Source organism: Bombella sp. ESL0385 (assembly GCF_009725755.1).
In the GTDB taxonomy this organism is placed as follows: Bacteria; Pseudomonadota; Alphaproteobacteria; order Acetobacterales; family Acetobacteraceae; genus Bombella; species Bombella pollinis.
This window is the reverse complement of sequence record NZ_WNIJ01000001.1, coordinates 156,489-181,558: the sequence shown is the minus strand read 5'-3', so window position 1 is coordinate 181,558 and position 25,070 is coordinate 156,489. Positions and strand designations below refer to the sequence as shown.

Here is a 25,070-nt window from a genome sequence, read left to right as displayed (position 1 = left end):
GTTCCTTCATGCTCTTAGAGCGTCCAATAGACCTCATGCCGATGCTCGTAACCTTCCTGTTTGGTCGCGCCCTCGGCACGCTCTTTATCATCAGGCCAAGGCTCCCCTGCTGCAACAGCCGGTGGAACATAGCCGTGGTCCCGGCAGAGACGCTTAATCGTATCAATCACATACGCTGTCCCGATGATGCGCGTACATTCAAAAGCGCGGTCTGTCCCTTTATGACGAGGGCAAAAGAGATAATCATTATGCTGAAAAGGCGTGCGAACATCATGCCAACAGCTATTACAACCATGCGTACTAAAGACCCGATACGGCGTAGTGAACTCATTCATCGGGTCTGTAAAACCGCTAATCATCACGACAGGCGTCTCAACCGCCCATGCCAACCAAGACAAACCAGAGGATAATCCCACAAAGAACTCTGCATGTTTTAACCAACGCGCACGCTCTGCCAAGGGACGCTCGCCTGTTTCATCCTCCACACCATGAGGCAGGGCATTCCAATAACACCCCACCCCAACCACAGGGTCTTTATCGATACAAATAACACGATACCCCATCTTTTTGAGGTATTTTACTGTATCTAACCACCCAATAGGGTGATGCCACATTTTACACGCACAAGAGGCCTGCACCGCGACAACAACATAAGGTTCCTCTATCGGGCGGGTATCAGGCTCCTCAACCGCCACTCTCGGGCGGACCTCTGTTGGGTCCACACCCAAAATCCACCCTGCCGTCCGATGCAGCCCCACCGCGCGGAAATCCCGCGGTTGCCATTCCTGATCCTCATCATGGAAGAAAAGCCCGAGATAATACGTGGCGTAAAACTCATCACGCACAGCACCAAACTCTTTATCCACCATAAAGCGAATCTCTGGATAAACCGGCCCCATAAGATCGCGAATCATCTCACTCACCACAACGGTGAGCGTACAGCCATGCACTTGGCCAAAACGCTCTACATAGGGTATCCATCCGAGCGGATCGCCCAATGTCCCCGCAGGCATAATAACGGCAACCTTCTTCCCCCGTGCATTATAATGATGCGTCCAAACGAGCTTCTCATCATCAAAAAGCTCTATCACACCTTGGAGAAAGTATTTCTTGCGGGAATATACCATCTCCCCGCCCTTCTTCTGGTCATAAAGGCATGTATCAGTCTGCCCATCCCAAAAGCGTATCCGCCATTGCTCACCCTCTGGGAGCTTAACGCGTATCCCTAAATTAAAATCATACCGCAGCCCATGTGGACCCTCTTGCGTCAGGACTGGCGCAGGCGCAGGAAATGCAGCACCGGGTATGCGCTCAATATCATCACCTTGCGCCCCACTTGCGTTAGATGAGACATCTTGCCCCACCCCTGACGAACCACCCATAGCTAATAAGGATGGCACGGGGGAAGACGTTACAGCTGCCTGCCCCGGCTCTACCATTGCCTCATTCCCGCCAAGGGAGGACAACTTCCCCCCCGACACTAAGGCCTCTGACGAGGACGAGGAGGAAGAAGCTCCCTGTGAGGAGGGTGGACGCAGGGAAGCAATATCCTGCAAAATACGCTCTTTCCCGCGTCCATTTTGCGGGGCATCATTCTTATGCTCTGTCATTGGTCAAACTCCCCAAAGCCGGGAATTGTCTCGATAACCGCCTTAACCTGCGTAAAAGAAATACCTATAGAACATTCAAACATGCGGTCTGTTCCCTTATGACGTGGGCAAAAGAAAACATCATCCATACGCAAGTCAATATTCACATCATTTGCGCAACTATTACAGACATTACGATTAATCACCCGATACGGTGTGTAAAACTCATTATAAGGCTCGGTATAGCCACTAATCATCACAACAGGTGTCTCCGCTGCCCACGCCAACCATGAAAGCCCCGATGATACTCCCACAAAGAACTCCGCATGTTTTAACCAACGTGCACGCTCTGTTAAGGGGCGGACCCCTGTTTCGTCTTGCGTTCCGTGGGGGATAGGCCGCAATGCCGCAGTAGGCCCAGCAATGCGCATGGCATCAATACATACAACTTTATACCCTTTTTCTTTCAGAAAACGGACAAGGTCATACCATCCGCGCGGGTTGTTCCAATATTTACTTAACCCTGAAGCTTGAGCAGCGATACACACATAGGGCTCCTCCATAGGACGCCCCCCCTCATCTACTGAGATACGCGGCCTACGCTCCTGCGGTGGCAACCCCAAAATATAAGCCCCCATATGGGCCAACCCACTTTGGCGGTAATCATTAGGCTGACAAATACGGTGATGATCATCAAAAAAAACAAGCACCACATATTGAGCATAATATTGCCTATCCCCCACATCCGACTCACCAATAAAGCGAATATCAGGATATTCATCCTCAAAAAGCGGAATTAAATATGACGCAATAAAAAGAGTCGCACGGCATTTATGCTTCTCTACAAAAGCTAGGGCATGTCCTATCCATGCAAGATGATCCCCAAGACCACCCAAGTTCATCGTGATAAGCACTTCACGATCGCGCAAATCACATAGATGGGTGAAGATAAGCTCCCCATCCTTCCAGACGCAAATCTCAAAAGGAATATAATAACGCTTAAAGCTCCGCACCATGCCAGAGCCTATAAGCTCTTCTAGGAACAAAATAGTATCTGTCTCCACATCCCGGAGACGAACCAACCATTTGGCCCCCTCAGGCACCCAAACGCGGCAGCCTTCGTTAAAATCGTACCTGATTCCCTCAGGGCCCTCTTGGGTTAATACAGTCGTCTTTGTCTCACTCATGACCACGCACCCTCATTACCTTTATCATACCCGTAAACCCCGCTCATAAGGGCCGCTCTCCCCATGCCAAAACCTCGAGATGCTCTAATGATTCCGGGCCAAAGCTTTGCTCTTGCACCACAGGCAACCGCCCCTGCGTATAAGCCTCAGATGTTGCCGCAAGGCGCATCTTACCGCTGGGGGTCCGCCAGATACCCCCTTGGCGTACTAATACGCAGCGTATCTGCTTAACCGGGCAAACATGCCGCATAGCACGCGCCATAGCCTCCAACACCGCCCCATAATCTTCCGTCTGGCGAATATGCGTTAAGGAAAGCTCTCCCATAACGCATAACATCCCCTCATGACGGAAGACCGCCACAGCACGGCTTGTAAATAAGGGGCATGCCTGCCGTACAGCTTGGGCTAAATCCGCAGGGTCATAACGCTGCTCACCAATCGGCACGCTATTTTCCAACCGCCCCGTGACGAACAAACAGTCCTGCTGCATAAAGCCCATATCCCGGCTACGGAACCACCGACGGCCATCATCACCCATAATGAAACGCTCGCGGTTTTCGACCTCACGATTCACATAGCCCGGCGTAACGGATGGCCCACTAAACCATAACTCCCCTACCTGACCGTCTGGCAGCGGAGCCTCGTTCTCTGGGTCCACCACGAGGATGTCATGACCATCAATCACACGCCCACAATTCGCCACGGCCCGCTTATCATAAGCATCATACGGTGGGGCAACGCGCCCCTCTGCCAAAGCACGGCGAGAGACGACATCAAAAGATACAACCTCTTTGCCATCCCCTTTACCGCTAGAGACCATTAAGGTGGTTTCTGCCATCCCGTAGCCAGGCCTAAGGACAGATTTTTTCAACCCAATAGGCAGATACCGCTTAAAGAGTGTCTCCACCGTATCCTGCTCTATCATTTCCGCCCCGATAAAGGACCATGCCCAGCAAGACAGGTCTAACCCCTCTAAAGCCGCATCTGGCACTTGTCGGGCTAGAAGCTCGTACGCAAAATTAGGCCCGGCAGAAAAACTAAGGCGGTACCGGTCAATCGCCTGCACCCATCGCTCCGGCTTGGCGATAAAATGCTCTGGCCGCATCAACCACAATGCCCCACCAGCCCCGATGCAATAAAGCACACTCACCAAACCAAGGTCATGCGAGAGAGGCAACCATATAAGCCCGCTCTCCCCCGCCCATAAATTGCCGCGGAGCATCATTTGTTGCAGATTCGCCCCCACATTACGGTGCGTAATCTCCACACCACGCGGATGCCCCGTAGAGCCGGACGTATATTGCACATAGGCAATATCATCCAACGCCGCAGCATGACGGCGATGAAGCGGTTTAGCCTGCTCGGCACCTTCTATAGGGATCCATTTCAGGCCCGCAGCCCGCCCAGCAGCCTGCCGCCTAAAGCCCATAAGCGTCTCGCGCGTACCGAGCACCGCAACCGCCCCGGAATCCTCCACAATCTCAAAAAGCCGGTCTGCACTACCCAACATAGCCGGGTACACACCAGAGACGGGCTCCATATTCGCATAAAGGCAGCCAAAAAAGCCCGCGACAGAGGCTGTTCCATTCTCAAAGCATAAAACAACCCGGGACCGCTCCGGCATGAAACGATCCACCAATCCGGCAATCCGACATGCCCAATCATGCATTTGCTGGAAAGTCGCGCTCTCTTCAATCTCCCCTTCCTCATCGAGCAAGAAGAAGCGGACCTTATCGGGATTTTCCACCGCCCGGAAGCTGAGCATCTCATCAACCCGATTAGCATCTTTATTCAAAGCAGCCAGCGTATTGTCGTAAAAGTCGACTGTATAACCATGCTGCTGAATCGTCCGGTACGATATGTCTCTCATGCTTCTGCCCCTTCCACCGTGATGGCACCGCCTTGCTGCACCATCATTACAGCCTGTTGCAGCAAGCTCCGCGCCATCTCGATGATGGTTTCACTCCGTGCAAGAAGTGTTAGAGTCGCATCCACACCAAACTCCACATTAATAGCCGTTTGCAGCTCCACCCCGGCGAGGGAATCAATCCCCAACTCGGCAAGACGTGCGCTATCAGCAATGCTCTGCGGGTCCACTTGGAGGACCGTCCCTAATTGCTGCTTTAGCCGTGTCAGCACATAATCTAACCGCTCCCCTTCAGGCATGCTCATTAAAAGCTGCACGGAATCAGAAACGCCACCGCTTTGGCTTTCCTGCTGCAAGAGCGCAAAACGTGCCGAGTTTTTCAGCCATGTGAGAGCCCCAAAAGCGTGCCGCCAATCAATCTCCACCACAGAGACTTCACTGCGCTCCACACCATAAAGAACCGGTAAAAGGGCCAAAGCATCCGCCGCTTTCATGGTTTTAATACCCGCAGCTTCAAAAAGACGGCCCGCCCCCTCACTCTCTGTCACCATACCGACATCACCAATCGCTCCCCACCCTACAGCAAGAGCCGGTAAGCCCTGCCGGCGGCGATTTTCTGCCAGAACGTTAAGGTAACTATTAGCCGCGATATAGCTGCTCTGCCCCACATTCCCCAACTCTGCCGTAAAGGAGGAATAAAGGACAAAATGATCCAACTTCAGGCCGCGCGTTGCTTCATCCAAAGCCTGCGCCCCCACAATTTTAGGGGCCATAACACGGGCGATGCTGCGCGAATCATCCATCGATTCAATAAGCTGGTCTTCCACCACCCCAGCCGCATGGAACACCCCGCGCAATGGCCGCTCATCTTGAGCGAGCTTCCGCACTAATGCCTTCACCGCACGAGGCTGGGTAACATCCAACCGATGCGTTACAACCTGCCCGCCATGCGCCGCAGCAAGCTTGTTAAGCTGAGCGATAGCATGTTGACGCTCCGGGTCTTGCGGTAAGGTCCGCCCAGCCAGATGCACAGCCCCCGCACCTTGTAAGAGCAGATATTCCGCCGTTTTGAGGCCAAAGCCGCCCATCCCCCCGGTAATGAGGTACGAGCCATCCCGCTTAAAGCCCGGTAAGGGGCGCGCAATAGGCCGTGCCTTTAGGCCGCTCATATCCTCATAAGAGAGCAGCACCTTCCCAATATGCCGCGAGGCCATCATATAGCGGAAGGCTTCCGCCGCCTCAGCCGCAGGGAAGGTTTTTATCGGCAAGGGAGCAAGCTTACCCTCCCGGCTGAGCGTCAAAATCTCATCCATAATCCCAAACAACGCCTCATGCGGCATCATCCGGTCCATATCGAAGGAGATATAGGTCAGATTCTCATTAAACGGTCTCAGATCCAAGGCCCGATGCTCAACAATATCGCGCTTGCCAATCTCCACAAACCGGCCCATCGGCGCGACAAGTTTAAGGCTATGAACCATCGCCTCACCGGGGAGGGAGTTCAACACCACATCTACCCCGCGGCCCCCGGTAGCCTCACGGATACCATCGACAAACTCTAACGTACGGGAATCCCACACACCGGCACAACCTTGTTGGCGTAGATAGTCCCGCTTCTCCGGGTTGCCCGCTGTGGTGTAAATGACAGCCCCACGCATTTTTGCAATGTGAATTGCTGCCTGCCCTACACCACCTGTCCCAGCATGAATCAGCACACTCTCCCCTTCGGCAAGATGTGCTAACTTCACTAAGGTGTAATAGGCCGTCATAAAGGCCACGGGCACACCTGCAAGCTGCTCTAAAGCCTCATGCGTTAGATCAGCCGAAAGCTTAAAGGCACAGCCTGCCAGCGCGCTTACCTTCAACACACGGCGATAAGCAAAGCTATCAGGATAAGCCACAACGAGCCGATCACCCGGTGCCATATCCTCAACACCCTCACCAACGGCTTCAACCTCTACCACGGCCTCAAGACCGAGGCTTTCGCCGTTAAAGGTCCCCTCAATCACGCTCTCCGGGAGGAGACCAAGGGCTTTAAGAACATCCTTAAAGTTAAGGCTGGCTGTTAATGTCCGCAGCTTGACTTCACCCGGCCCCGGCTCTGGCACGGTATAAGCCTGCCAGCGGATGGTCTCCACCGTGTTCGCGCGTCCCCCCTCTAGCCGCACGCTACAGCTCCCCTCATCATGAGAGCTGATAATCTCACCCCATGAGACAGGTTGCGGCTCTGGCTTGAGAGATGGGGAGACTAACCGCTGAACAAGCCGCTGCACACCCTCATCACTCGGGCGCAACCAGACACTATCCTCAGCACATCCCTCCAACACCAGCTCGGCAGCGATATCCTCTACTAGCTGGTCCGCCCCAATAGCGGGGACATCCACACAACGTATGGCTAGGTCTGTTCTCTCTGCCTCCACAGCGCGTAACAAACCATGGAACACACGCTGCATCGCCACAGCCTGCCCATGCTCCGCATAAGCCCCACGCGTGATGAGGATGACCGCAAGGCGATGCCTCCGCCGCCGTTGTGGGATATGCTGGATGACCTCAATACACGCCATCACATCATCAAGGCAGTGTTGATAATCCGCACCATCTCGCGGGAACAACACAAGCGCACGTTGTTTGCTTAAAAAGGACTCATGCGCCAAGCGTTCCGCTAAATCCGCCCCGTTAAGAGAAGCAGCATGGGTTATATCTGCCCCATTTTGATGCAGCATCTCCGCTACAGCCTCTGCAAGAGCGTCATTTTCCGCATGACAAAACGTAATCGCCAAAGGCTCACTTAACAAAAGCTGCTGCTCTGCATGAATCCATTCCGGTGCGTAAATAAGATGCGCACCTGTAGAACGGTCTCCCCCACGGCGAGCCATACGGCGGCAACATAGCCCTAATAACTCGCACACCAACTCTCCCTCTGGGGTAAAGAGCTGCATATCCGCAACAATCTTCCGCTCCGTCCGTTGGGTCGGTGTGACCTTTACATAAAGCCGCGCAACCTTCTGCCCCAGATAACTCACCCGCTCGATTGATGCAGGGACGAATACCTCCTTTTGCTCCTCAAAGGGGAAGGCCCCGATAAGCGCGTGCATAGCCCCATCGAGCAATGCTGGGTGCAGCAAATACTCGCCTATTGTGGCAGCTTGGTCATCAGCAAGGGCAATCTCTGCCACGACATAGCCCACCCCACGATGCAAGCTTCGCAATGTTTGGAAGGCAGGGCCATATTCCAGCCCGATCGTGGCAAAAGCCTGATAGACCTCTGCCCCTTCAAAACATGTGGTCCCTTGGCAAAGAGCCGTAAAATCGAACCCCTGATTCCGCTCCGCAGTCGCACACCACGGAGCCGCTTGCAGCACCGTAGCATGACCATGAGTTTGCCAATCCCCATTCCATGCAAAGCTTTCACTCTCAAAGCTTAAACGCCGCGTTGTTGTGTTAAACCGCCACATCATAACGGGCACTTGCCCCTCTTGCACAACAAGGGGGGTATTGAGGGTCACATCCTCAATCACAGCGGGGGCTTTGGCCTCCAACTGTGCATGAGCCGCCAAAGCGGCCTCAATATAAGCCGCAGCGGGGAACAGCACCATCTGATGCACCTTATGGTCCATCAGCCACTCCATCACGACGACACTAATATCCGCCCGCCACGCACGCCCTTCCAATAGGCTCGGTGTCCCTAAAACAGGATGAACCTGCTCATCCAACCGGTCACGCCGCGCGGCTTCTGTCTCCAAAGAGGGGACTAATTTTTCAACCCACCGATAGAAGGGTAAATCCATCCGCTCGGCCCGAAGGATATAACGCCAATCCGGCTCCGCCCCACTCAAGGTTAGGCGTACTAAGGCACGCAATAGCCCTTCTGCATCATCATGATGACGGCGCAAAGTGGGGATGACGGCGACCTCATATCGCCCTTCCTCCGCACAATGCGTCACAGAGGCCCCCAAAACCGGATGTGACGCGACCTCTAAAAAGACGGCATGACCATCCTGCAACAGATGGTGCATAGCCTCATAAAATAAGACCGGCTCACGCGCGTTTGCATACCAATATGCGCCATCATGACGCTCCTCATCCCGCCATGCTTGACCCGTCACGGTGGAATAAAGCGGAATCACCGGTTTTTTAGGCTGAATCTGCGCCAAGGCTATGAGCATATCGTGCTCAATAGCGGCCATCTCTGGGCTATGATAAGGGACTTCAACCTTGAGGAAGCGGGCAAACACACCTTCCTTGCGACATGCTTGCTCTAGCTCTGCAAGAGCGTCTTGCGGCCCTGCAACTGTGCAAGACTCCCCACTATTAACCGCCGCAATGCTAATCTGCCCGCCAAAGCGGCCTTCCAACCGTTTGGCCAACATCTCGCGCCCTAGCCCAACGGCCAGCATCGTTCCACGCCCAGCAAGACGGCCCTGCAACTGGCTGCGATGGTAAATAACCGTAACGGCGTCTTTAAGCTCCAGCGCACCGCTTATATAGGCTGCTGCCACTTCCCCAACACTATGGCCAACCACAGCCCCCGGCGTAATGCCATAATGAGCAAAAAATGCCGCAAGGCATATCTGCACCATAAAGATGGCAGGCTGTGCAACCTCTGTTTCCTGCACGCGGGACTTACGCTCTGGCTGCAACAACGCATCCCGTAAAGACCAACCTGCTAGCTCCTGAAAAAGCACATCACATTGCTGGGCAAGAGCGCGCACTTCAGCCGGGGCCTTACGCAGCAAGTAACGCCCCATCCCCCACCATTGTGGCCCCATACCAGAGCATAAAAAGACAGGCTTTACCGGTTGGTCCACCACCGCTTTACCCGTAAAGAGGGCTGGGTGATTACGGTCCACCGCCAAGGCCTCCAACGCCTCACGCGCTTGCACATACGCATCTGCCCCACGCTCTGGGAGGATAAGGGCCCGTTGGCGGAAGCGTGCCCTATATCGTGCTGCGGCAAAACACAGCCCATCCCACAGACGCTTATCCGCCTCATCCCCTAGTTGAGCGGCATAAACATGGCCCATCCGCTTGAGCGACGCCTCAGAAAATGCACTCAGCAGCAAAGGCGTCCGCCCCATAAAACCTGCTGGCCGCACCCCTTTAAGCCGATGCTCGCGCATAGCCTTCTTACGGGCGGCATTTTTCTCCGCCTCTGTAGGCCGCCGCAGCAAGGCTACGGCATTGGTCCCGCCATACCCAAAGGAGTTTACCACCGCATAAAGCTTATCGCGTTGGGGCAGAGGGCTTGGCTCACCTTGAGCCACCTTAATGCCATACTCATCAAACGGGATAGCCGGGTTAAGCTCTTTTAAATTCGCTTGGCCGGGAACCATGCCATGCTCCAAGCACAGCATAGCCTTCAACACTGCCGCTGCCCCTGCCGCAGCCTCCAAATGGCCCAGATTCGCCTTTACCGACCCAACAAGGACAGGCTTCCCCTCATCCTGATACTGCCCAATGGCTTGCCCAATCGCCTTAGCCTCAATCGGGTCACCGACCGGTGTGCCCGTCCCATGGGCCTCCACATAAGCAACATCGCGCGGGGCAACCTCAACCTTACCCAAAACCTCACGAATCAAGCTCTCTTGGGCATCCACATCCGGCATGGTGAGAACAGGCGTATGGCCATCCTGATTCACCCCAGAGCTGCAAATCACACCGCGAATCTCGTTACCATCGCGCACAGCATCTTTAAGGCGTTTGAGCATCAATATGACGCAGCCTTCCCCACGCCCATACCCATCAGCATCAGCCGCAAAGGATTTAGACCGCCCATCTCTGGCTAAGAAACGCCCTTTTGTCATCAGCATGGCGGTTTGCGGGGCGAAGATACAATTTACCCCACCGGCTAAAGCTACGTCACATTCCCCAAGGCGAAGGCTGTTACAGGCTTGATGCACCGCCACAAGAGAGGAAGAACACGCCGTATCCATCGCAATGGTCGGGCCTTTTAAGCCATAAACATGAGCCAACCGAGCCGCATGCATTGTCATAACGGAGGATAAAGCCGCAAATTGGTCACGGATTTGCGACTGCATAAACGGGCTACCACCATGAATGAGCTGGTCTTGTGTAAAGCTCCCCACAAAAACGCCCGTCCGCGTTCCCTCCAACGCGCTCGCTTTTATATTGGCACTCTCCATAGCATGCCATGCCACGCTTAAAAGCAAACGCTGGGGGACATCCATCAATGTCCCCTCACGCGGGGAAATACCAAAAAAGAGGGGCTCAAACTGATGCTCCTCTAAGGTGAGAAAGTGACCATATTGCATGGTCGTCTTACCCGGCGTGTGGTCCACCGGGTCATAAAAACGCCGCCGCCCCCAACGGTCCTCCGGCACAGCAACACAACCATCGCGGCGATCGAGTAAAAACCGCCACAACCCCTCCATATCCGCAAGGCCCGCTGGCAATATGCAACCTGTGCCGATAATGGCTATCTCATCCGCGCGATACATAGGCCTCATCACCGCTCTAACTTATGCTGGATATAGTCCTTCAACATAGCCCGTAGCCGCTCTCTCTCCACATGACCTTCCGTTGTGCGTGGGATTTCTGGCACCCAAATCATCGTCACAGGGGGCAAAGCGGCATAACGCTGCCGTAATTTGACGGAAAGGGCTTGTTCATCAAATGTTTCAGTCGAGACAATCGCAGCATAGCACCGCTCTACACCCTGGCGGTCCTCCAGCATGAATACGCCTGCCTCTTTAATGCGTGGCTCTGTAAGAAGAATCTCCTCAACAACACCGAGGTCAAACTTCGCTCCACCCACATTTATCAACGCATCGGCCCGGCCATGGAGATGCACCTCCCCTGTTGTTGAGATGGCACCACGATCCCCCGGGTAAAACCACCCTTCATGAAAACGCGCACCCCCTACAGGATTTTCCTCCTTATAAGGATGCACACTCTCACTACGGATACGAATATAACCTACCTCCCCAGCGGGACATCTCCGCCCCTCAGCATCAACGGCCTCTATATCAACCCACGGGAGAGGCAAACCAACACTCTCCTCACTTTGCCGCTTTTCTGCGGGGATAGCGGCCACAACCCCAGTCTCATCCGTGCCATAAACAATCTGCACATGCGGGGTGAAACGCTCCTGCGTTTGCTCCAATGTTTTTTGCGGCAAGCCCGCCCCAACAACACGCAAATGAATATGGCTCATCGCCCGACTAGCTGGCGGAAGAGCTTTTAAAACATGCTCCAAATGAGCCGGAGTGAGAACCAACAGCATTTCCGCTGCTTGCATCATCTCTGTGGCAATATTTTGGGAATCACTACTGCGTACCGTTGTCCCTGCGGCCAAAGCCGCCCCAGCCATAAGGAAGCCACTCAAAGATTGTGGGCCAATAGAGCATAAAAGATTCGGCTTGCTGCTCACATGCCGCGCTGTACGCGCTTTACGCACAAAGAACTCCACCATATCATGATAGATAAAACGATGAAGCTCTGCCTCCAGCTCCGCAAAGCTAAGCTCTATCAGATGGATATTGCGATCCGTCCCATTGGCCAAAGCAGCCCGACATGGCGTGGAAGGCTCAACAGGAACAGGCGGGTAATAGTTAGAGGCATCATCACCCTCTACCCCCTCCAACACACGCTCAAACCATGCTTCATCCAAGACCAGCCGCCCCTCGCCGGGGGGCATACACCCCATCCCATGAATGATAATAATCTCCGGCTGGAGAATGGCTAAATCCTCCTCCGAGACATCCCCCTTCGATAAAGAGGCTGAAGCCAGACCAAGCCGCCCTAGGGCTAGCGTTAACGCCCAATGCCGCCAGCTATCACTACATTGCACAGCCACCCGGCGCGGGGCCAAATCACGCAGCCCTTCTAATGCACGCGCTAACCGGCTTACAATCGCCTCTAACTGTGCATAGGTTTGCTGGCGCGCCAAACTCCCAAAAGCAATATCGCCCCCATTATGGCGTGCATTATAAGCTATAAACCGGTCTAGCATGTGGTTAAATATCTCCTCGGCACGGTGCTAAATGATGCACCTTCACTCACCCGCATTAAGTAATTGGCTATAAACTTGTTTAAGGGTGGCACTAACGCGCTCCGGCGCATAAGCCTGCGCTGCTCTATGGCCAGCCTCCAGCATCTTAGGCAATAATGGATCCCCTGAAGAAAACCCCGTTATGGCACGCGCCAAAGAATCAACCACGCCCTCAACATCTTCTGGCGAATGCCAAAAGCCATTCTGGGCTGTAGCGTAATCAATTCCACCACCACCATGATACCCCACAACACAACACCCAGCAGCCATGGCCTCCAAAGCCGTAATCCCCAAGGATTCCAAACGTCCAAGGGAGAGAACAATGGCAGACCTCCCCATAATGTCCGCTGTTTCTGCCTCGCTATTATTCTGCAAAGCTATCCAAGAAATATGGGTAAATTGTGGATATTTTAAGTGCAACATCTCACGCATTAATCCCGCATAATCCACCACATTTTCCTGCCCAACCCATTTCCTATAAGACACTACAATCTGCAGCGACTTAGGCTGTGGGGTAAAAAGCGTCCCATCCACAACGGGTGGGGTTATCAGCACATTATCCACCCCTAAAACAGACTGAATCATGCGGGTGCAATACGCGCCGGGGGAGAGAATATACTGTACCCCCCATTCCTTCAGATTCTGCTTTGATGGCCCATAGGTGAAAAAGTAATAAGGATTTTGACAGAAAATAACTTTCTTCCCCTGCAAAGGGGCACGAATCATCTTACTGTACCAGCCATTCAATGTTTCAGGGAAAACAATCAAATCATTCGCTGTTAAGTTCGTCACATCTGAGCATATCAAAGCCGCCATCTCACGGTCCAACCATGAAGGTGGGCCATCAGGCTGCATGACCTGCACCTCAAACCCCGCACGGCGCAATAAAAGCGCGTGACGATAAGTCGTCTTAACCCCACCAGTGATACAATCACGCGGGAAACAGTTTAAAAATATAATACGCCCCACAAACGGGCTCCCCCATTTTTATTCGCTCATGCATTAAGCACGCAAACCGTAAAATCTTCATTAACACAACCCGGCTTATTCATTAACATAAAGTGAAGGGGGGAAGCCAGTAGGCAGCCTTATTGTTCTGCTTTAAAAGGCGTCTCACCAATTATCTGCTGCACGAGGGTCGGCGTTAATATCTGTGGCAAAAGCACCTCTTTCCCCTGTGGGGAAAGGTAGAGATAAAAAGGCACGCCCTCACGCCCATGCGCACGAAGGAAGGCCGTTATCGCCTCATCATGCTGCGTCCAATCCCCCCGCAATAACGTCACACCATGCTCATGAAAAGCCTGCTGAACAGAGGGGACATCTAACGCCACACGCTCATTTACCATGCATGTGATGCACCATGAGGCGGTCATATCCACAAAAACAGGCCGCCCTGCTGCGCGTAAGGCTGCCAAGCGTTTTTCAGAGAATGGCTCTATAAAGGAAGGGGCATTTTTTTGCGCAACATCACGGGCGTGCGTCCCCACCTGCATCAGGCCCAGCGCACATAATAACAGGCATAAAATCGCCACCCCACGGCAGAACCACATAAAACGCGGCGTACGGCTGGTCATAGCGGCCTGTTGGGCAAGGCCATAAAACCAGCCGCCTAAGCCGAGCAACACAGCCCCGCCCCCCATAACGACCACTATATCTGGCCCGCTTTGCTGCACAGCGACCCATAATAACCACACAAAACTTGCAAAAAGGGGGAACGCCAACCCTTGCTTTACCCGCTCCATCCACGGGCCAGGGCGCGGAATATAACCTGCCACCCCCGGCATAAGAGCCAACATAACATAGGGCAGGGCCAACCCCGCCCCCAGCATGAGGAAGATGACCCCTCCCATCCAAACAGGCCCATTAAAGGCCGCTGCAATCGCCACCCCCATAAAAGGGGCCGTGCAAGGCGTTGCCACAATGACGGCTAATAAACCTGTAAGCAGCTCCCTAACCGGGCCATGCCCTGCCATCCTTTGGCCAGCCATCCCGACCAACCGCCCCCCTGTAATGTGAAATACGCCCCCTAAGGTCAGAGCCATAAGAAATAAGAGCCATCCCATCCCCACCACAAAGGCCGGGGATTGAAACTGAAAGCCCCATCCCAGCGTAGCTCCCCCATAGCGTAGAGCCATCATCCCTATGCCAAAGGCCACAAAACTGCCCATAACACCGAGGCCATACCATGTGGCACTCTGCACACGGCTGCGCCATTCTACCCCACCCATTGCGGCAAAAGAGACAATCTTCATCGCCAAGACAGGAAACACACATGGCATGAGGTTTAAAATCATCCCGCCTAAAAAGGCTGCGAGCAACACTCCAAAGACGCTCTGCCCCGCCTTCTGCCTGACATCGTGAGGGGACGGCATGGCTGTAATATGTATAGCAGAGCGATTGCCTGCCCCATCCACCAACACAACCACGCCTGCCAAAGACTTCTGCCAAAAAGGCGGCTGCGCATACGCATCTGGCTTGAGTTGAATCTGCACATAACCCGGCTCAACCGTCACAGCCTGCGGGGCGGCATGGGCGATAACGCCGCCCTCTAAAGGCAAAAACCACGCTTGCCGCACCGTATCAGACGCTAGTCCCGCCCCGTGCAGAACAAGCCGTCCTTCCGCTGTGATAGACGCCGTAAAGGGAGAAGGCTGCGGCAATTCCGCCTCCGCCTTGCGGAACAATTCTGCCTCAGCACTTGGAGGTGTTGTAGCTGCCTCACGCGCGGGCAAAGTAAGGGTGAAGTGCCCGCTTTCGGGGATGCAAATATCAGCACAAACAAGCCAATCCGCCTGCGCGGTTATCTGCACCACCCCATTGCCTTGCCCTTCTAACGGCACTTTAACGGGAAGAAGCACATCCCCCCGATAGCCATAGGCCATCAATTCACCCTCGGAGAGACGCTCTGGCACGGGCCATTCTATTTGCTCCCCCACCCCGCTGCGCGCCCCGCTGATGGTGATGCGAATATGTGTCGGCTCCCCCGCATCACCGGGGTTTTGCCAATAGCTGTGCCATCCCGGTTGTAATTGAAGGCGCAACCCTAATAACAGCTCTGCACCCGTTTTATCGGGCTGTGATGCCGTCCCATTGGGTAGAGCATCCACCGCGCTTACAAGGCTTGCGCGTGTATGGGAGGTCACAACCGGCGTACTCTCAGCAGCATCAGCCTGCGATAATGCCATCACCCCCATGAGGCATAATAGCCCCATATAGGCCATCACACTGCCCCACACTGCCTCCAAACGCAGTAACCTCATCATGCCCTCCCTGCGCGCTATGATGAAAAAAGGGAGCCGAAGCCCCCTTTTCCCTTTTACATGCCTTATAAGCTTCCAGCCAATTAACGCATAATGCCCGTATGGCCGATGCTGTAACGGCCCGGCTGTGGCCAGACAGTCAAGCCATGAGGCTCTGCCCCTACAGGGATGCTTTTCATCGCCCCGGTTTGGGTATCAATCGCATAAACGACATCATCAAACCGGCCAGAGAGCCATAATGTCTTACCATCAGCACTCACATTGCCCATATCGGGGCTACCACCGCCGGGGATGGGCCATGTCTTTAACACTTTATCGGTCGCGACATCCACAACCGAGACACTCCCTTTGCTATGGCGCGGCCCATGAACCATATGAGACCCACGGTTCGCCACATAAAGCAATTTAGCATCCCGGCTTGGATACAGCCCATGCGTCCCTAACCCTGTGGGGATGAAGCCTGTCTCTTTAAAGCTATCACCATCAATGATGAACACACCATCGGCGTGCATATCAGCAATATAGAACTTATGCCCATCTGGTGCAGCAAGCACATCTTGCGGCATCCCGCCTTTAGAGAGCTTCAACATCCCTAAAAGCTTACGATTGACCGTATCGACCTTCGCCAAATACCGCCCGAACTCACATGTAAAAATGGCATAACGCCCATCAGCAGAGAAAGCCGCATGGTTAATCCCCTCACAAAGCGGGGCTTCAACCGAGCCTTTAAGGGCCATTGTATGGGGGTCACGGAAGTCCAACCGGCGATGTGCCTCTGCCACAACGATGGCATTCTGCCCATCGGGAGTGAAGTACATATTGTAAGGGTCATCCACCGCGACAGCCTTACCGGGCTTGCCTGTATGTGGGTCGATCGGGGTGAGGGAGCCATCCGTATGGCCTTCACTATTATTCGTCACCCATAAGGTCCGCAAATCCCATGAGGGCACAACATGTTGTGGGGACCGCCCAACGGGGAAGGTATCCACGACTTTATAGGTCTTAGGGTCAATCACCGAGACGCTATTACCCCGCAAATTCGGCACATAAATGCGCTCCGGGTCCTGCGCAATGGCGGGTGAAATCTTATCCGGCCCGCTAGCCTCGCTATAGATATTATGCGCATCTGGCACAGGCGGCATGCCGGGGATTGTCTCCACCGCAGAAGCAACAGGCTTTACAGCCTCACCCATCGTAGAAGGTGCAGCGGCTTTGGCGGCTGGCGGTGTAGAATCAGAAAACGGCTTAGGAGACTCAGCAACAATCGGGTCATCTTCTGGGTCTGGATGGGGTGTTGGTTGCTGGGCATAAGCTGCCCCGGCCATCAACAACGCCCCCATTGTAAGAAAAGAAACTTTAAGCCTCATGGGTGCCTCCTGTTAAAAGAAGAAATGGCCTTAACAGCAGCCTGCACCTGCATGGCTATGCCGACCCGGCCAAGTTCAGCCGTTGCCTGCCGCGGGTCCCCACCATAGACCCCATCAGCGGGCGTTGGTTTCCCAACCTGCCTCAGAAGCCCCTCCCGCACAAGGGAAGGGTCCACCGCAAGCATGAGTGACGTATCACTTATATCAGCATGTTTCCCCAAAGCCACACCATAACCATGCTGCCGTAAATAAGGGGCGTACTCTTGGGCAATCACATCATAATAAGCCCCTACATATAATACACGCGCTAACTGCCCCTCTGCCGCCCAGCGTTTATTCACCTTACGGGCTAAACCCTCTAGCTGGGTTTGATACCCTCCATGATCTCCTAGCAACACAATGGTCCTAAAGCCCTGTGTGCGTAAACTCTCCACAGCCCCTTCGATAAGACCTGCAAATACAGAGGGCGGGATGGATAACGTCCCCGCAAAACGCATATGGCCTGTACGTGGCTGTGTTCCCCCTTCTGGAACATACGCCACAACAGGGGCAACCATCGTATGGCCAAGCGTGCGGGCAATCTCATCAGCAAGGCTCTGCGCCCGCACATTATGTTTACCCACCGCCATATAAGGCCCGCTCTGCTCCGTCCCACCTATGGGCAAAATGGCCGTCATCACCCCTTGCTTGAAGGCAGCATCAAGCTCCGTCCAGCTTTGGCACGCAAGCTCCACCTGCTGGGCAGGCGGTGGGCAAGCCGGTGGGAGAGCATCTGCCACGCGCCCCTCCGCATAAGCAGAAAACGCCACGCCCCAAAAAGCTAGCAAACCACCCCACCACATCATAGCCCGGTTGCTCATCCAGCATCCCTCATGCATCATCCCCAGAGCAGATAGTGCCGATTCGCACTCCGCAAGACTTTGCCTTGTAACCCTATAGCCTGCAACTGGCCGACCATGCCCCTAACCGATACGCTCCCCTTCCTCAGCCAGCAAATGAACACGCTCGATGATGCCGCCCATGTGATTCAGATGGCTCTAACCCCGGTCTTTATGCTCTCCGGTATTGGCACCCTCATCAACATCTTCAACACAAGACTGGCCCGTGTATCGGACCATCTGGATAATGTGAACCGCCTCCTCGCAGCCCCGCCGGAAAAAGAGCCTCAATATAGCTACGATACACCAAGACGGCTAAAAATCCGCCAAAAACGCCTCACACGCCGCATTGTCGTGCTAGACCTTGCCATTATCCTCAATGGCCTTGGCGGGGCACTCACCTGCGGGGCGGCCATTGCGCTATTTGTCGGCTCTTTGGGCGATGCCACAACATCCCTGTGGCTGTTGGCCCTCTTTGGCTCCGCCCTAAGCTGCACGGTCGCAGCTCTGCTCGCCTTCTTGGTCGATACACTCCTGAGCTGGCATGGGCTGCGGCATGAGGGGCAGGTCTCCCTCCTTACCGCTTTGCTGCGCTCAAAGGCCAACCCGATAAAACCGCATCACTAACCTCTTTGGGCAAGCCAACATAACCAAGCTGGGCGTTAATCTCCCCTCCATGGGCAAACCCCCATTGGAAGAACTGCTTCACCGCCCGGCCCTCTGGCTGGTCCACGGCATCTTCTGGCACAAGCACATAAGTAGCCGAGACAATAGGCCAACTCCCCACACCGGGGCGATCGAGCAAATTAACGGCGAACTGCTCCTTCGCTTCCCAATGTGCAGCAGCGGCGGCAGCAACAAAGCTCTGCAAAGATGGCGCGATAAACGCCCCTTCATGTGTTTTTAACTGCACAATATCGAGGTGATTTTGGGCCGCATAAGCATATTCCACATAGCCAATGCTCCCCTCTGTCTGACGGACAAGGGCCGCAATGCCATCATTCCCCCGCGCCCCGGCTCCACCGGCCCATTCCACCAATGTGCCAGCCCCGATTTTCTCCTTCCATTGTGGAGACACCTCAGAGAGATAAGAAGTAAAAACGTAACTCGTCCCCGCACCATCAGCGCGATGAATGGCCACAACCCCCATATCAGGCAATGTAATATCAGGGTTGAGGGCTTTAATGCGCGGGTCATCCCAATCTGTGATGCGCCCATCATAAAGCGCGGCAATCGTTGGGCCATCCAACCGTAATTGCCCCTCTGGCACACCCGGCAGATTGACCACCAATACCACGCCGCTCATCACGGTGGGGAATTGATAAAGATGCGTCTTAGCTAAACGCTCAGCACTCATCGGCTTATCAGATGCCCCAAAATCCACCGTACGCTCAATCACTTGGTCCTGCCCTGCGCTGGAGCCAACGGTCTGATAATTGACATCTACACCCGTTTGCGCCCCCGCAGGTACACTCCAGCTCTGATAAATAGGCGCGGCAAAGCTAGAGCCAGCCCCTGTTATACCGACCTCCTCCGCCTGTGCTGCCGCTGCATATAATACCGTTGCGGGCATGAGCAACATAATAGCTTGCACATACGCACACACTCCCAAGCGTGGCAGGGATTTGATGGTCAGACGCATATAGCCCCTCAAGGTCACACAATAATCCTTTTATCGTTATAACCACGCCAGCACAGCAAACAATAAAAATATAACCAAAAGAGCAAAAAAGACTTTTAAAATAAGAAAAAATACGCAAGAAATCCCAATAGATGATGTCAGAGAGAGGCTTTTAGCGTGAATAGAAAATCAAAGCATAGTATATATTCTCTTTATTACAGTTTTATGACAGTAACATTTCTGTCATATATTGCTCCTCACGCTATATCCTCTGCTCACGCCGCAGGCACCAATGATGCCATTGCACTAATGGAGCAGCAGATACATGCCATGCAGGCCCAACTTAACACTATGAAGCAAAAGCAAGCAGCGGAGAATCGGCGTATCCGTGCCGAGCTAGCCCGCCAGCGGGAATTAATCGAGGCTGACCCTTACGCCTCTCGCGCGCATCTCCTTGGGCAGAACACAACCGGTCCTTACGGGGTCGCCCCCCATAATGGGACCGGCCATGATGATGTTTTTGGCCTTGCCTCCTCCGCCATCATCACACCATCGCGCACAGCCAGCACTCCCTATGGGGAGCTGACCGCTATCCCTCCTGCTCACCCAGACCTCTATAGCCCACTGCGCCGGGGGCAATTACAAATTGGTGGCGTTCGTCTCACATTAGGCGGGTATTTGGAGGCCGCCGGGGTTTGGCGGTCCCGCAATAGTGCGGCTGATATTGCCAGTGCGTATAATGCCATCCCTTGGCATAATCAGCCTACATCGCATATGAGCGAGTTCCACCAAACAGAGCGGCAAAGCCGTCTCGCTGCCTTAGTGGAGGGGATGCTTACCAAAAAGCTTGAAGCTGATGCGTATGTGGAGACGGACTTCCAAGGGGCGGGGTCATCCTCCAACTCGCGGCAATCCAACTCTTACGTTCTGCGTGCCCGCGTTGTGTATGGGGAGCTAAAAGATAGTGCTGATGGCTGGTATATCCTCGGCGGTCAAAGCTGGTCGCTCATCACACTCTTTAACAAAGGCATGTTCGCCCGTGATGAACAAACCCCTATGGTGATCGAAGCCCAATATGTCCCCGGCTTTAATTGGACGCGTAACGCCCAATTCCGCGTTGTGAAAACCTTTGGTCCGCATGAACGCTACGCCGCTGGTCTCTCCATCGAGAATCCAAGCTCTGTCCCCGCTGGTGTCTCACCTTGCTCCACAGCGGCTCACCATTGCACCACGACTGACCGCCTCACCGGTACAAATGTCAACAACCCTTCCACCTATTATACCAGCGACCCCGCACCAGACCTCATTGCCAAAGTCGCAGCTGACCCCGGTTGGGGGCATTATGAACTCACAGGGGTGATGCGCTTCTTCCGAGACCGCAATAGCACGGTTGGCTCTGGCTCCAACCACACCACAATCGCCGGGGGCGGTGGTGGGGGGATGGTCCTACCTCTTATTGATAAAAAACTCTATTTCCAAGCTTCTGGCTTAGTCGGAACAGGGCTGGGCCGTTATGGCTCAACCAATATGCCCGATTATACCTATAACCGCACAGGTGGTGTAACCGCCTTACCAGAGGCCAGTATCCTCCTGGGCCTTTATGGCAACCCTATGAAGAACCTCAAGCTCTACTCCTATGCTGGGGCGGAGAGCGTCCTAAGCCGCCATGCTTTTGATGAAGGCAGCAACCATTACGGCTATGGTAATCGCAACTTTGACATGCGCGGCTGCTCTACCGAACTCGCAACAAATTGCGCCGCCTCAGGCAATATCCACACAGTCGCCCAAGCAACAGGGGGCTTTTGGTACACAGCTGCGAAGGGCGATTACGGCACACTCCTTGTCGGCGGGCAATATTCGCACACCCATGTACAGGCCTTCTCCGGCCTTGGCGGCAAACCCAAAAGCGATGCCGATATGGTCTTTATGTCCCTTCGCTACCAACCTTTTAACTAAGGAGCGTGCATTCAAACATCACTTTCAAAACCCCGCCCATGGCTATCAACAGGTACGTCCCACACCGTACAAGCCAAATCAGCTAACCACCTAGCACGTCGCTGAACAGCACTACGGTTCCACTCCTCAAATGGATGCATACCCAACCCTACTACAGCACGATCAATAGCTGTATGCCCAATGTCAGGTCTCCCAGAAATAAGCTTCGTCAACAAATAACGGGATTCAGAATAAATACGTTTTTTATAAGAAAATGGTTTATTACCTAAAGACATGTTAATCGATTTTTCAACCAAGGCCAGATTGCCAATAGACCAAATCAATCTTGGGTCATCAGCACCAAGCCCAAATTCTTTACAAACCTCCCCATTAGGATGAAGAGGTAAAATATGCTCCAAATGAACTTCTTTTGAATTACAATAATATGAAAGAGAATGTTCTCCCCCATACGCTTCTTTATCCACTGCTTGCGTCAACTTCCCTAATGCATAATCAAGTTGATATCTTGGCAATGACCGGTCATCCATCTCCTTAAACATCACATAAAACTTAGAAGCGTGCTTCTTTTTCTGCTCAAAAAACGTTTCTCGCGCAAAGGCCCTATAATCCTCCATGGTCCGTACTTCTCTCAAACGAATAGACCAACGAGCAAACAACGCTTCAAATGTTCTTATCTCTTCCTTCACCAACACACAAACAAATAAAAATGACTCTACATCACGACACAACGCCGAAAAAATATCAGAGGGCAATTTGCGACCAGCAAGTAGAATAACTAAATACTGTTTCCCAGAATTTCTTCTTTTATAAAGCAACGATATATTTTCTAATATATTATTACTATCGCCTCTTCCATCCTTTTTATCTATAAAATAAGCATATGCTTCCAAAGCTTCACTCAGTCTCTCAGTAAACTCAATTGGTCTATCTCTCAAACCTGCTTTTTCATCATTTTTCATAAACCATTCATATAATTCATCCTGCGCGAGCCTTGGCACACCCCAGGTAGAAAATATAAAATATCTTAAGAAGCGTTGTGGATTCTCCCCTATAGAATGAAGCTTATCTACAATAAATTTCCACCTATCCTGTAATAATTCAAAATTTTCTTCATACGCATTCATAAATAAAAGATTTTTTAATAAATCCATGGCATTTAGTCCAATTCCACGATCATTTATCGTTTCAAATATTTTTAGGGCTCTTCCAAAACTATCTGTATATATTTTAATAATCTTCACACTTCTCATCACATAACCAAAGAATCTTCTAATTTCTTCTTGAGAAGAACATAAATCAGTGGTTAAAAACTCACTCACAACATTATAGGCATTTGCTATATTCGTTATAGACCTAGTCGTCTTCTTCCCTATCTTTTTCCCTTCAATTAACTCATGAAACGCGTCTCCTGCGTCCTTATACTGAGGTTCTAAATGGGCACGACGACAATCATTACCATATTGATCCGTATCAACATCAACTATACATTTTTTTATACTCTCAAGATTCAGGTCTCCAAGACTCTGAAGTTTATCCCTAATAGCACAAAGCATAATAAAAAGCGTTGTAACACGTTGTTGACCATCTATTAAATCACTAGCACCCTCCCTGGTCTGGCTTGGACAAACAACTATTGAGCCAATGAAATACTCTGAACTATCCCCATCTAATTGCTCAGACCTGATATCATCAAGAAACTGCGACACCTGAACTTTTGTCCAAACATACTCGCGTTGATATTTTGGAATAACATAAAAATTTTGAAAAAGATCTTTGATACTTACGTCTCTTGACTCAATAGCAGCCATCTCTACCCCCAGAAAACATATTATGGACATAATAAAGCAAAATCATTAAAAACGAAATACCCTGACAAATTTTAGTATAGCATGACTTCGCCATCCATTCTTCCCTATGCATCCCTCGAATACCCCCCCATGCACATTACCATGATTGGCGGCGGGTATGTCGGGCTTGTATCAGGGGCGTGTTTGGCGGCCTTTGGGGCGAATGTAACCATCATAGAGCGTGACACCCAACGGCTAGACTGTCTCCAAGCTGGGCAAGTCCCACTTTATGAGCCGGGGTTAGAGGCCCTCATTACCCAACAGCAACAAGCCGGGCGGCTCACCTTCACACAGGATTTAGCCCCGACCCTACGCGACAGTCAGGCGGTGTTTATTGCCGTGGGCACCCCCACACGGCGGGGGAGTGGCCATGCTGATTTAAGCTATGTTTATGCCGCAGCGCGCATGATTGCAGCTAATGCGCCCGATAATCTACTTGTCGTCACCAAATCCACCGTGCCGGTGGGGACAGGGCGGCAGGTCGCGCATGTCCTCCGCACCACCCGGCCTGACCTTACGTTTCATATCGCCTCCAACCCAGAGTTCCTCCGCGAAGGCCATGCGATTAACGACTTCATGCAGCCTGATCGCGTCATCATCGGATTAGAAGATGAGGCACAAACCGCCTCCCATGCCCGCACCCTGCTAGAGGCCCTCTACGCCCCCTTACACACCCCGCAAAATCGCCTCATTTTTATGGGCATTGAAAGTGCAGAACTCACAAAATATGCAGCCAATGCCTTCCTCGCGATGAAGGTGACCTTCGCTAATGAAATGGCCGATCTCTGCGAGGCCACAGGTGGTCATATTGCCGATGTAACACGCGGCATGGGGCTAGACCCCCGCATTGGCCCTGCTTTTTTAACACCGGGGCCCGGCTATGGAGGCTCGTGCTTTCCCAAAGATACGCAAGCTTTGGCCACATCGGCCCGCCAAGCGGGGGCCCCCACTCAGCTTATCGAGACCACCATCGCCGCTAATGAGGCCCGCAAACGCCGCCTTGCAGAGCGCATCATCGCCCTCGCAGGCCATAACATCACCCATTACACAATCGCCGTGCTTGGCCTAAGCTTTAAGGCCCATACTGATGATATACGCCAAGCCCCCGCTTTAACCATCCTCCCTTTATTGCATGAAGCTGGCGCAACACTCCGCGTTTATGACCCCCACGCGATGAACGCCGCACGCCCGCTCCTCCCCCACGATATCAGCTACGCGCGTAACGCCCTCCACGCCGCAGAGGGAGCCGATATGCTGCTTATCCTAACAGAATGGCCAGAGTTTGCAGCCCTTAGCCCTGCCGATATTGCCCCCACCATGAAAGGGAGGCTCATTGTGGATTATCGGCAGATATGGCACCAAAATGACTGGCAAAAGGCAGGATTCAACTATCATGGGCTTGGCTATAAAATGGCAGAAGAGCCACGATGACCCCTATCGCGCAGGGGTCCCACGGGCAAATCTTACCTCTTTTTTAAACGAGGCTA

The 25,070-nt window shown here is 53.0% G+C and carries 14 protein-coding genes; 3 read left to right on the top strand and 11 right to left on the bottom strand.

The window, feature by feature from the left end:
• Positions 1 to 14 precede the first annotated feature (14 nt).
• The 9 genes from GM557_RS00875 to GM557_RS00835 form a co-directional block, all read right to left on the bottom strand.
• Complete coding sequence (locus GM557_RS00875; protein ID WP_155572581.1) at positions 15 to 1,610, bottom strand: autotransporter strand-loop-strand O-heptosyltransferase; 1,596 nt, start codon at positions 1,608 to 1,610, stop codon at positions 15 to 17.
• Positions 1,607 to 2,776, bottom strand: a complete 1,170-nt coding sequence (locus GM557_RS00870) for an autotransporter strand-loop-strand O-heptosyltransferase (RefSeq protein WP_155572580.1) — start codon at positions 2,774 to 2,776, stop codon at positions 1,607 to 1,609. Before GM557_RS00870 ends, GM557_RS00875 begins: the two co-directional genes overlap by 4 nt.
• Positions 2,777 to 2,819: 43 nt before the next feature.
• The gene (locus tag GM557_RS00865; RefSeq protein ID WP_155572579.1) at positions 2,820 to 4,646 is read right to left on the bottom strand and encodes an AMP-binding protein; all 1,827 of its coding nucleotides are present in this window, start codon (positions 4,644 to 4,646) and stop codon (positions 2,820 to 2,822) included.
• Positions 4,643 to 11,110 carry a type I polyketide synthase gene (locus GM557_RS00860; protein ID WP_155572578.1) on the bottom strand — a complete coding sequence of 2,156 codons (6,468 nt, stop codon included), beginning with the start codon at positions 11,108 to 11,110 and terminating at the stop codon, positions 4,643 to 4,645. The genes GM557_RS00865 and GM557_RS00860 overlap by 4 nt, the downstream gene beginning before the upstream one ends.
• Entirely contained in the window at positions 11,110 to 12,615 is a 1,506-nt protein-coding gene (locus GM557_RS00855; protein WP_155572577.1) for an AMP-binding protein, read from the bottom strand. Before GM557_RS00855 ends, GM557_RS00860 begins: the two co-directional genes overlap by 1 nt.
• Positions 12,616 to 12,657: 42 nt before the next feature.
• Positions 12,658 to 13,623: a glycosyltransferase gene (locus tag GM557_RS09005; protein ID WP_155572576.1), complete on the bottom strand. Its 966-nt coding sequence runs from the start codon at positions 13,621 to 13,623 to the stop codon at positions 12,658 to 12,660.
• Positions 13,624 to 13,742: 119 nt separating this feature from the next.
• The gene (locus GM557_RS00845) at positions 13,743 to 15,917 is read right to left on the bottom strand and encodes a protein-disulfide reductase DsbD (protein ID WP_230880557.1); all 2,175 of its coding nucleotides are present in this window, start codon (positions 15,915 to 15,917) and stop codon (positions 13,743 to 13,745) included.
• Between the two features lie 80 nt (positions 15,918 to 15,997).
• On the bottom strand, positions 15,998 to 17,107 hold the full coding sequence (locus GM557_RS00840; RefSeq protein ID WP_230880609.1) for a YncE family protein: 1,110 nt from the start codon (positions 17,105 to 17,107) through the stop codon (positions 15,998 to 16,000).
• Between the two features lie 170 nt (positions 17,108 to 17,277).
• On the bottom strand, positions 17,278 to 18,141 hold the full coding sequence (locus GM557_RS00835) for a creatininase family protein (protein ID WP_230880556.1): 864 nt from the start codon (positions 18,139 to 18,141) through the stop codon (positions 17,278 to 17,280).
• Between the two features lie 96 nt (positions 18,142 to 18,237).
• Here GM557_RS00835 and GM557_RS00830 point away from each other — a divergent pair, with 96 nt between their 5' ends.
• Positions 18,238 to 18,786, top strand: a complete 549-nt coding sequence (locus GM557_RS00830; RefSeq protein ID WP_230873348.1) for a DUF2721 domain-containing protein — start codon at positions 18,238 to 18,240, stop codon at positions 18,784 to 18,786.
• On the opposite strand, the gene pstS is transcribed toward GM557_RS00830, so the two are convergent.
• Entirely contained in the window at positions 18,737 to 19,741 is a 1,005-nt protein-coding gene (gene pstS / locus GM557_RS00825; protein ID WP_230873364.1) for a phosphate ABC transporter substrate-binding protein PstS, read from the bottom strand. The two genes, GM557_RS00830 and pstS, sit on opposite strands and share 50 nt — an antisense overlap.
• 264 nt (positions 19,742 to 20,005) lie before the next feature.
• Between pstS and GM557_RS00820 the strand changes: the two genes are divergently transcribed.
• Positions 20,006 to 21,736, top strand: a complete 1,731-nt coding sequence (locus GM557_RS00820) for a hypothetical protein (protein ID WP_155572575.1) — start codon at positions 20,006 to 20,008, stop codon at positions 21,734 to 21,736.
• Between the two features lie 11 nt (positions 21,737 to 21,747).
• On the opposite strand, the gene GM557_RS00815 is transcribed toward GM557_RS00820, so the two are convergent.
• The gene (locus tag GM557_RS00815) at positions 21,748 to 23,544 is read right to left on the bottom strand and encodes a DUF262 domain-containing protein (RefSeq protein ID WP_196424560.1); all 1,797 of its coding nucleotides are present in this window, start codon (positions 23,542 to 23,544) and stop codon (positions 21,748 to 21,750) included.
• 129 nt (positions 23,545 to 23,673) lie between these two features.
• Between GM557_RS00815 and GM557_RS00810 the strand changes: the two genes are divergently transcribed.
• Positions 23,674 to 25,014, top strand: coding sequence for a UDP-glucose/GDP-mannose dehydrogenase family protein (locus GM557_RS00810; RefSeq protein ID WP_196424559.1), 1,341 nt, complete (start codon positions 23,674 to 23,676; stop codon positions 25,012 to 25,014).
• Positions 25,015 to 25,070: the final 56 nt, after the last annotated feature.

Coding starts and splice junctions, on each gene's coding strand:
- GM557_RS00875 (WP_155572581.1), bottom strand. CDS start 1,610: ATGACAGAGCATAAGAATGATGCCCCGCAAAATGGACGCGGGAAAGAG.
- GM557_RS00870 (WP_155572580.1), bottom strand. CDS start 2,776: ATGAGTGAGACAAAGACGACTGTATTAACCCAAGAGGGCCCTGAGGGA.
- GM557_RS00865 (WP_155572579.1), bottom strand. CDS start 4,646: ATGAGAGACATATCGTACCGGACGATTCAGCAGCATGGTTATACAGTC.
- GM557_RS00860 (WP_155572578.1), bottom strand. CDS start 11,110: ATGAGGCCTATGTATCGCGCGGATGAGATAGCCATTATCGGCACAGGT.
- GM557_RS00855 (WP_155572577.1), bottom strand. CDS start 12,615: ATGCTAGACCGGTTTATAGCTTATAATGCACGCCATAATGGGGGCGAT.
- GM557_RS00845 (WP_230880557.1), bottom strand. CDS start 15,917: ATGATGAGGTTACTGCGTTTGGAGGCAGTGTGGGGCAGTGTGATGGCC.
- GM557_RS00840 (WP_230880609.1), bottom strand. CDS start 17,107: ATGGGTGAGGCTGTAAAGCCTGTTGCTTCTGCGGTGGAGACAATCCCC.
- GM557_RS00835 (WP_230880556.1), bottom strand. CDS start 18,141: ATGAGCAACCGGGCTATGATGTGGTGGGGTGGTTTGCTAGCTTTTTGG.
- GM557_RS00830 (WP_230873348.1), top strand. CDS start 18,238: ATGCCCCTAACCGATACGCTCCCCTTCCTCAGCCAGCAAATGAACACG.
- pstS (WP_230873364.1), bottom strand. CDS start 19,741: ATGTTGCTCATGCCCGCAACGGTATTATATGCAGCGGCAGCACAGGCG.
- GM557_RS00820 (WP_155572575.1), top strand. CDS start 20,006: ATGACAGTAACATTTCTGTCATATATTGCTCCTCACGCTATATCCTCT.
- GM557_RS00815 (WP_196424560.1), bottom strand. CDS start 23,544: ATGGCTGCTATTGAGTCAAGAGACGTAAGTATCAAAGATCTTTTTCAA.
- GM557_RS00810 (WP_196424559.1), top strand. CDS start 23,674: ATGCACATTACCATGATTGGCGGCGGGTATGTCGGGCTTGTATCAGGG.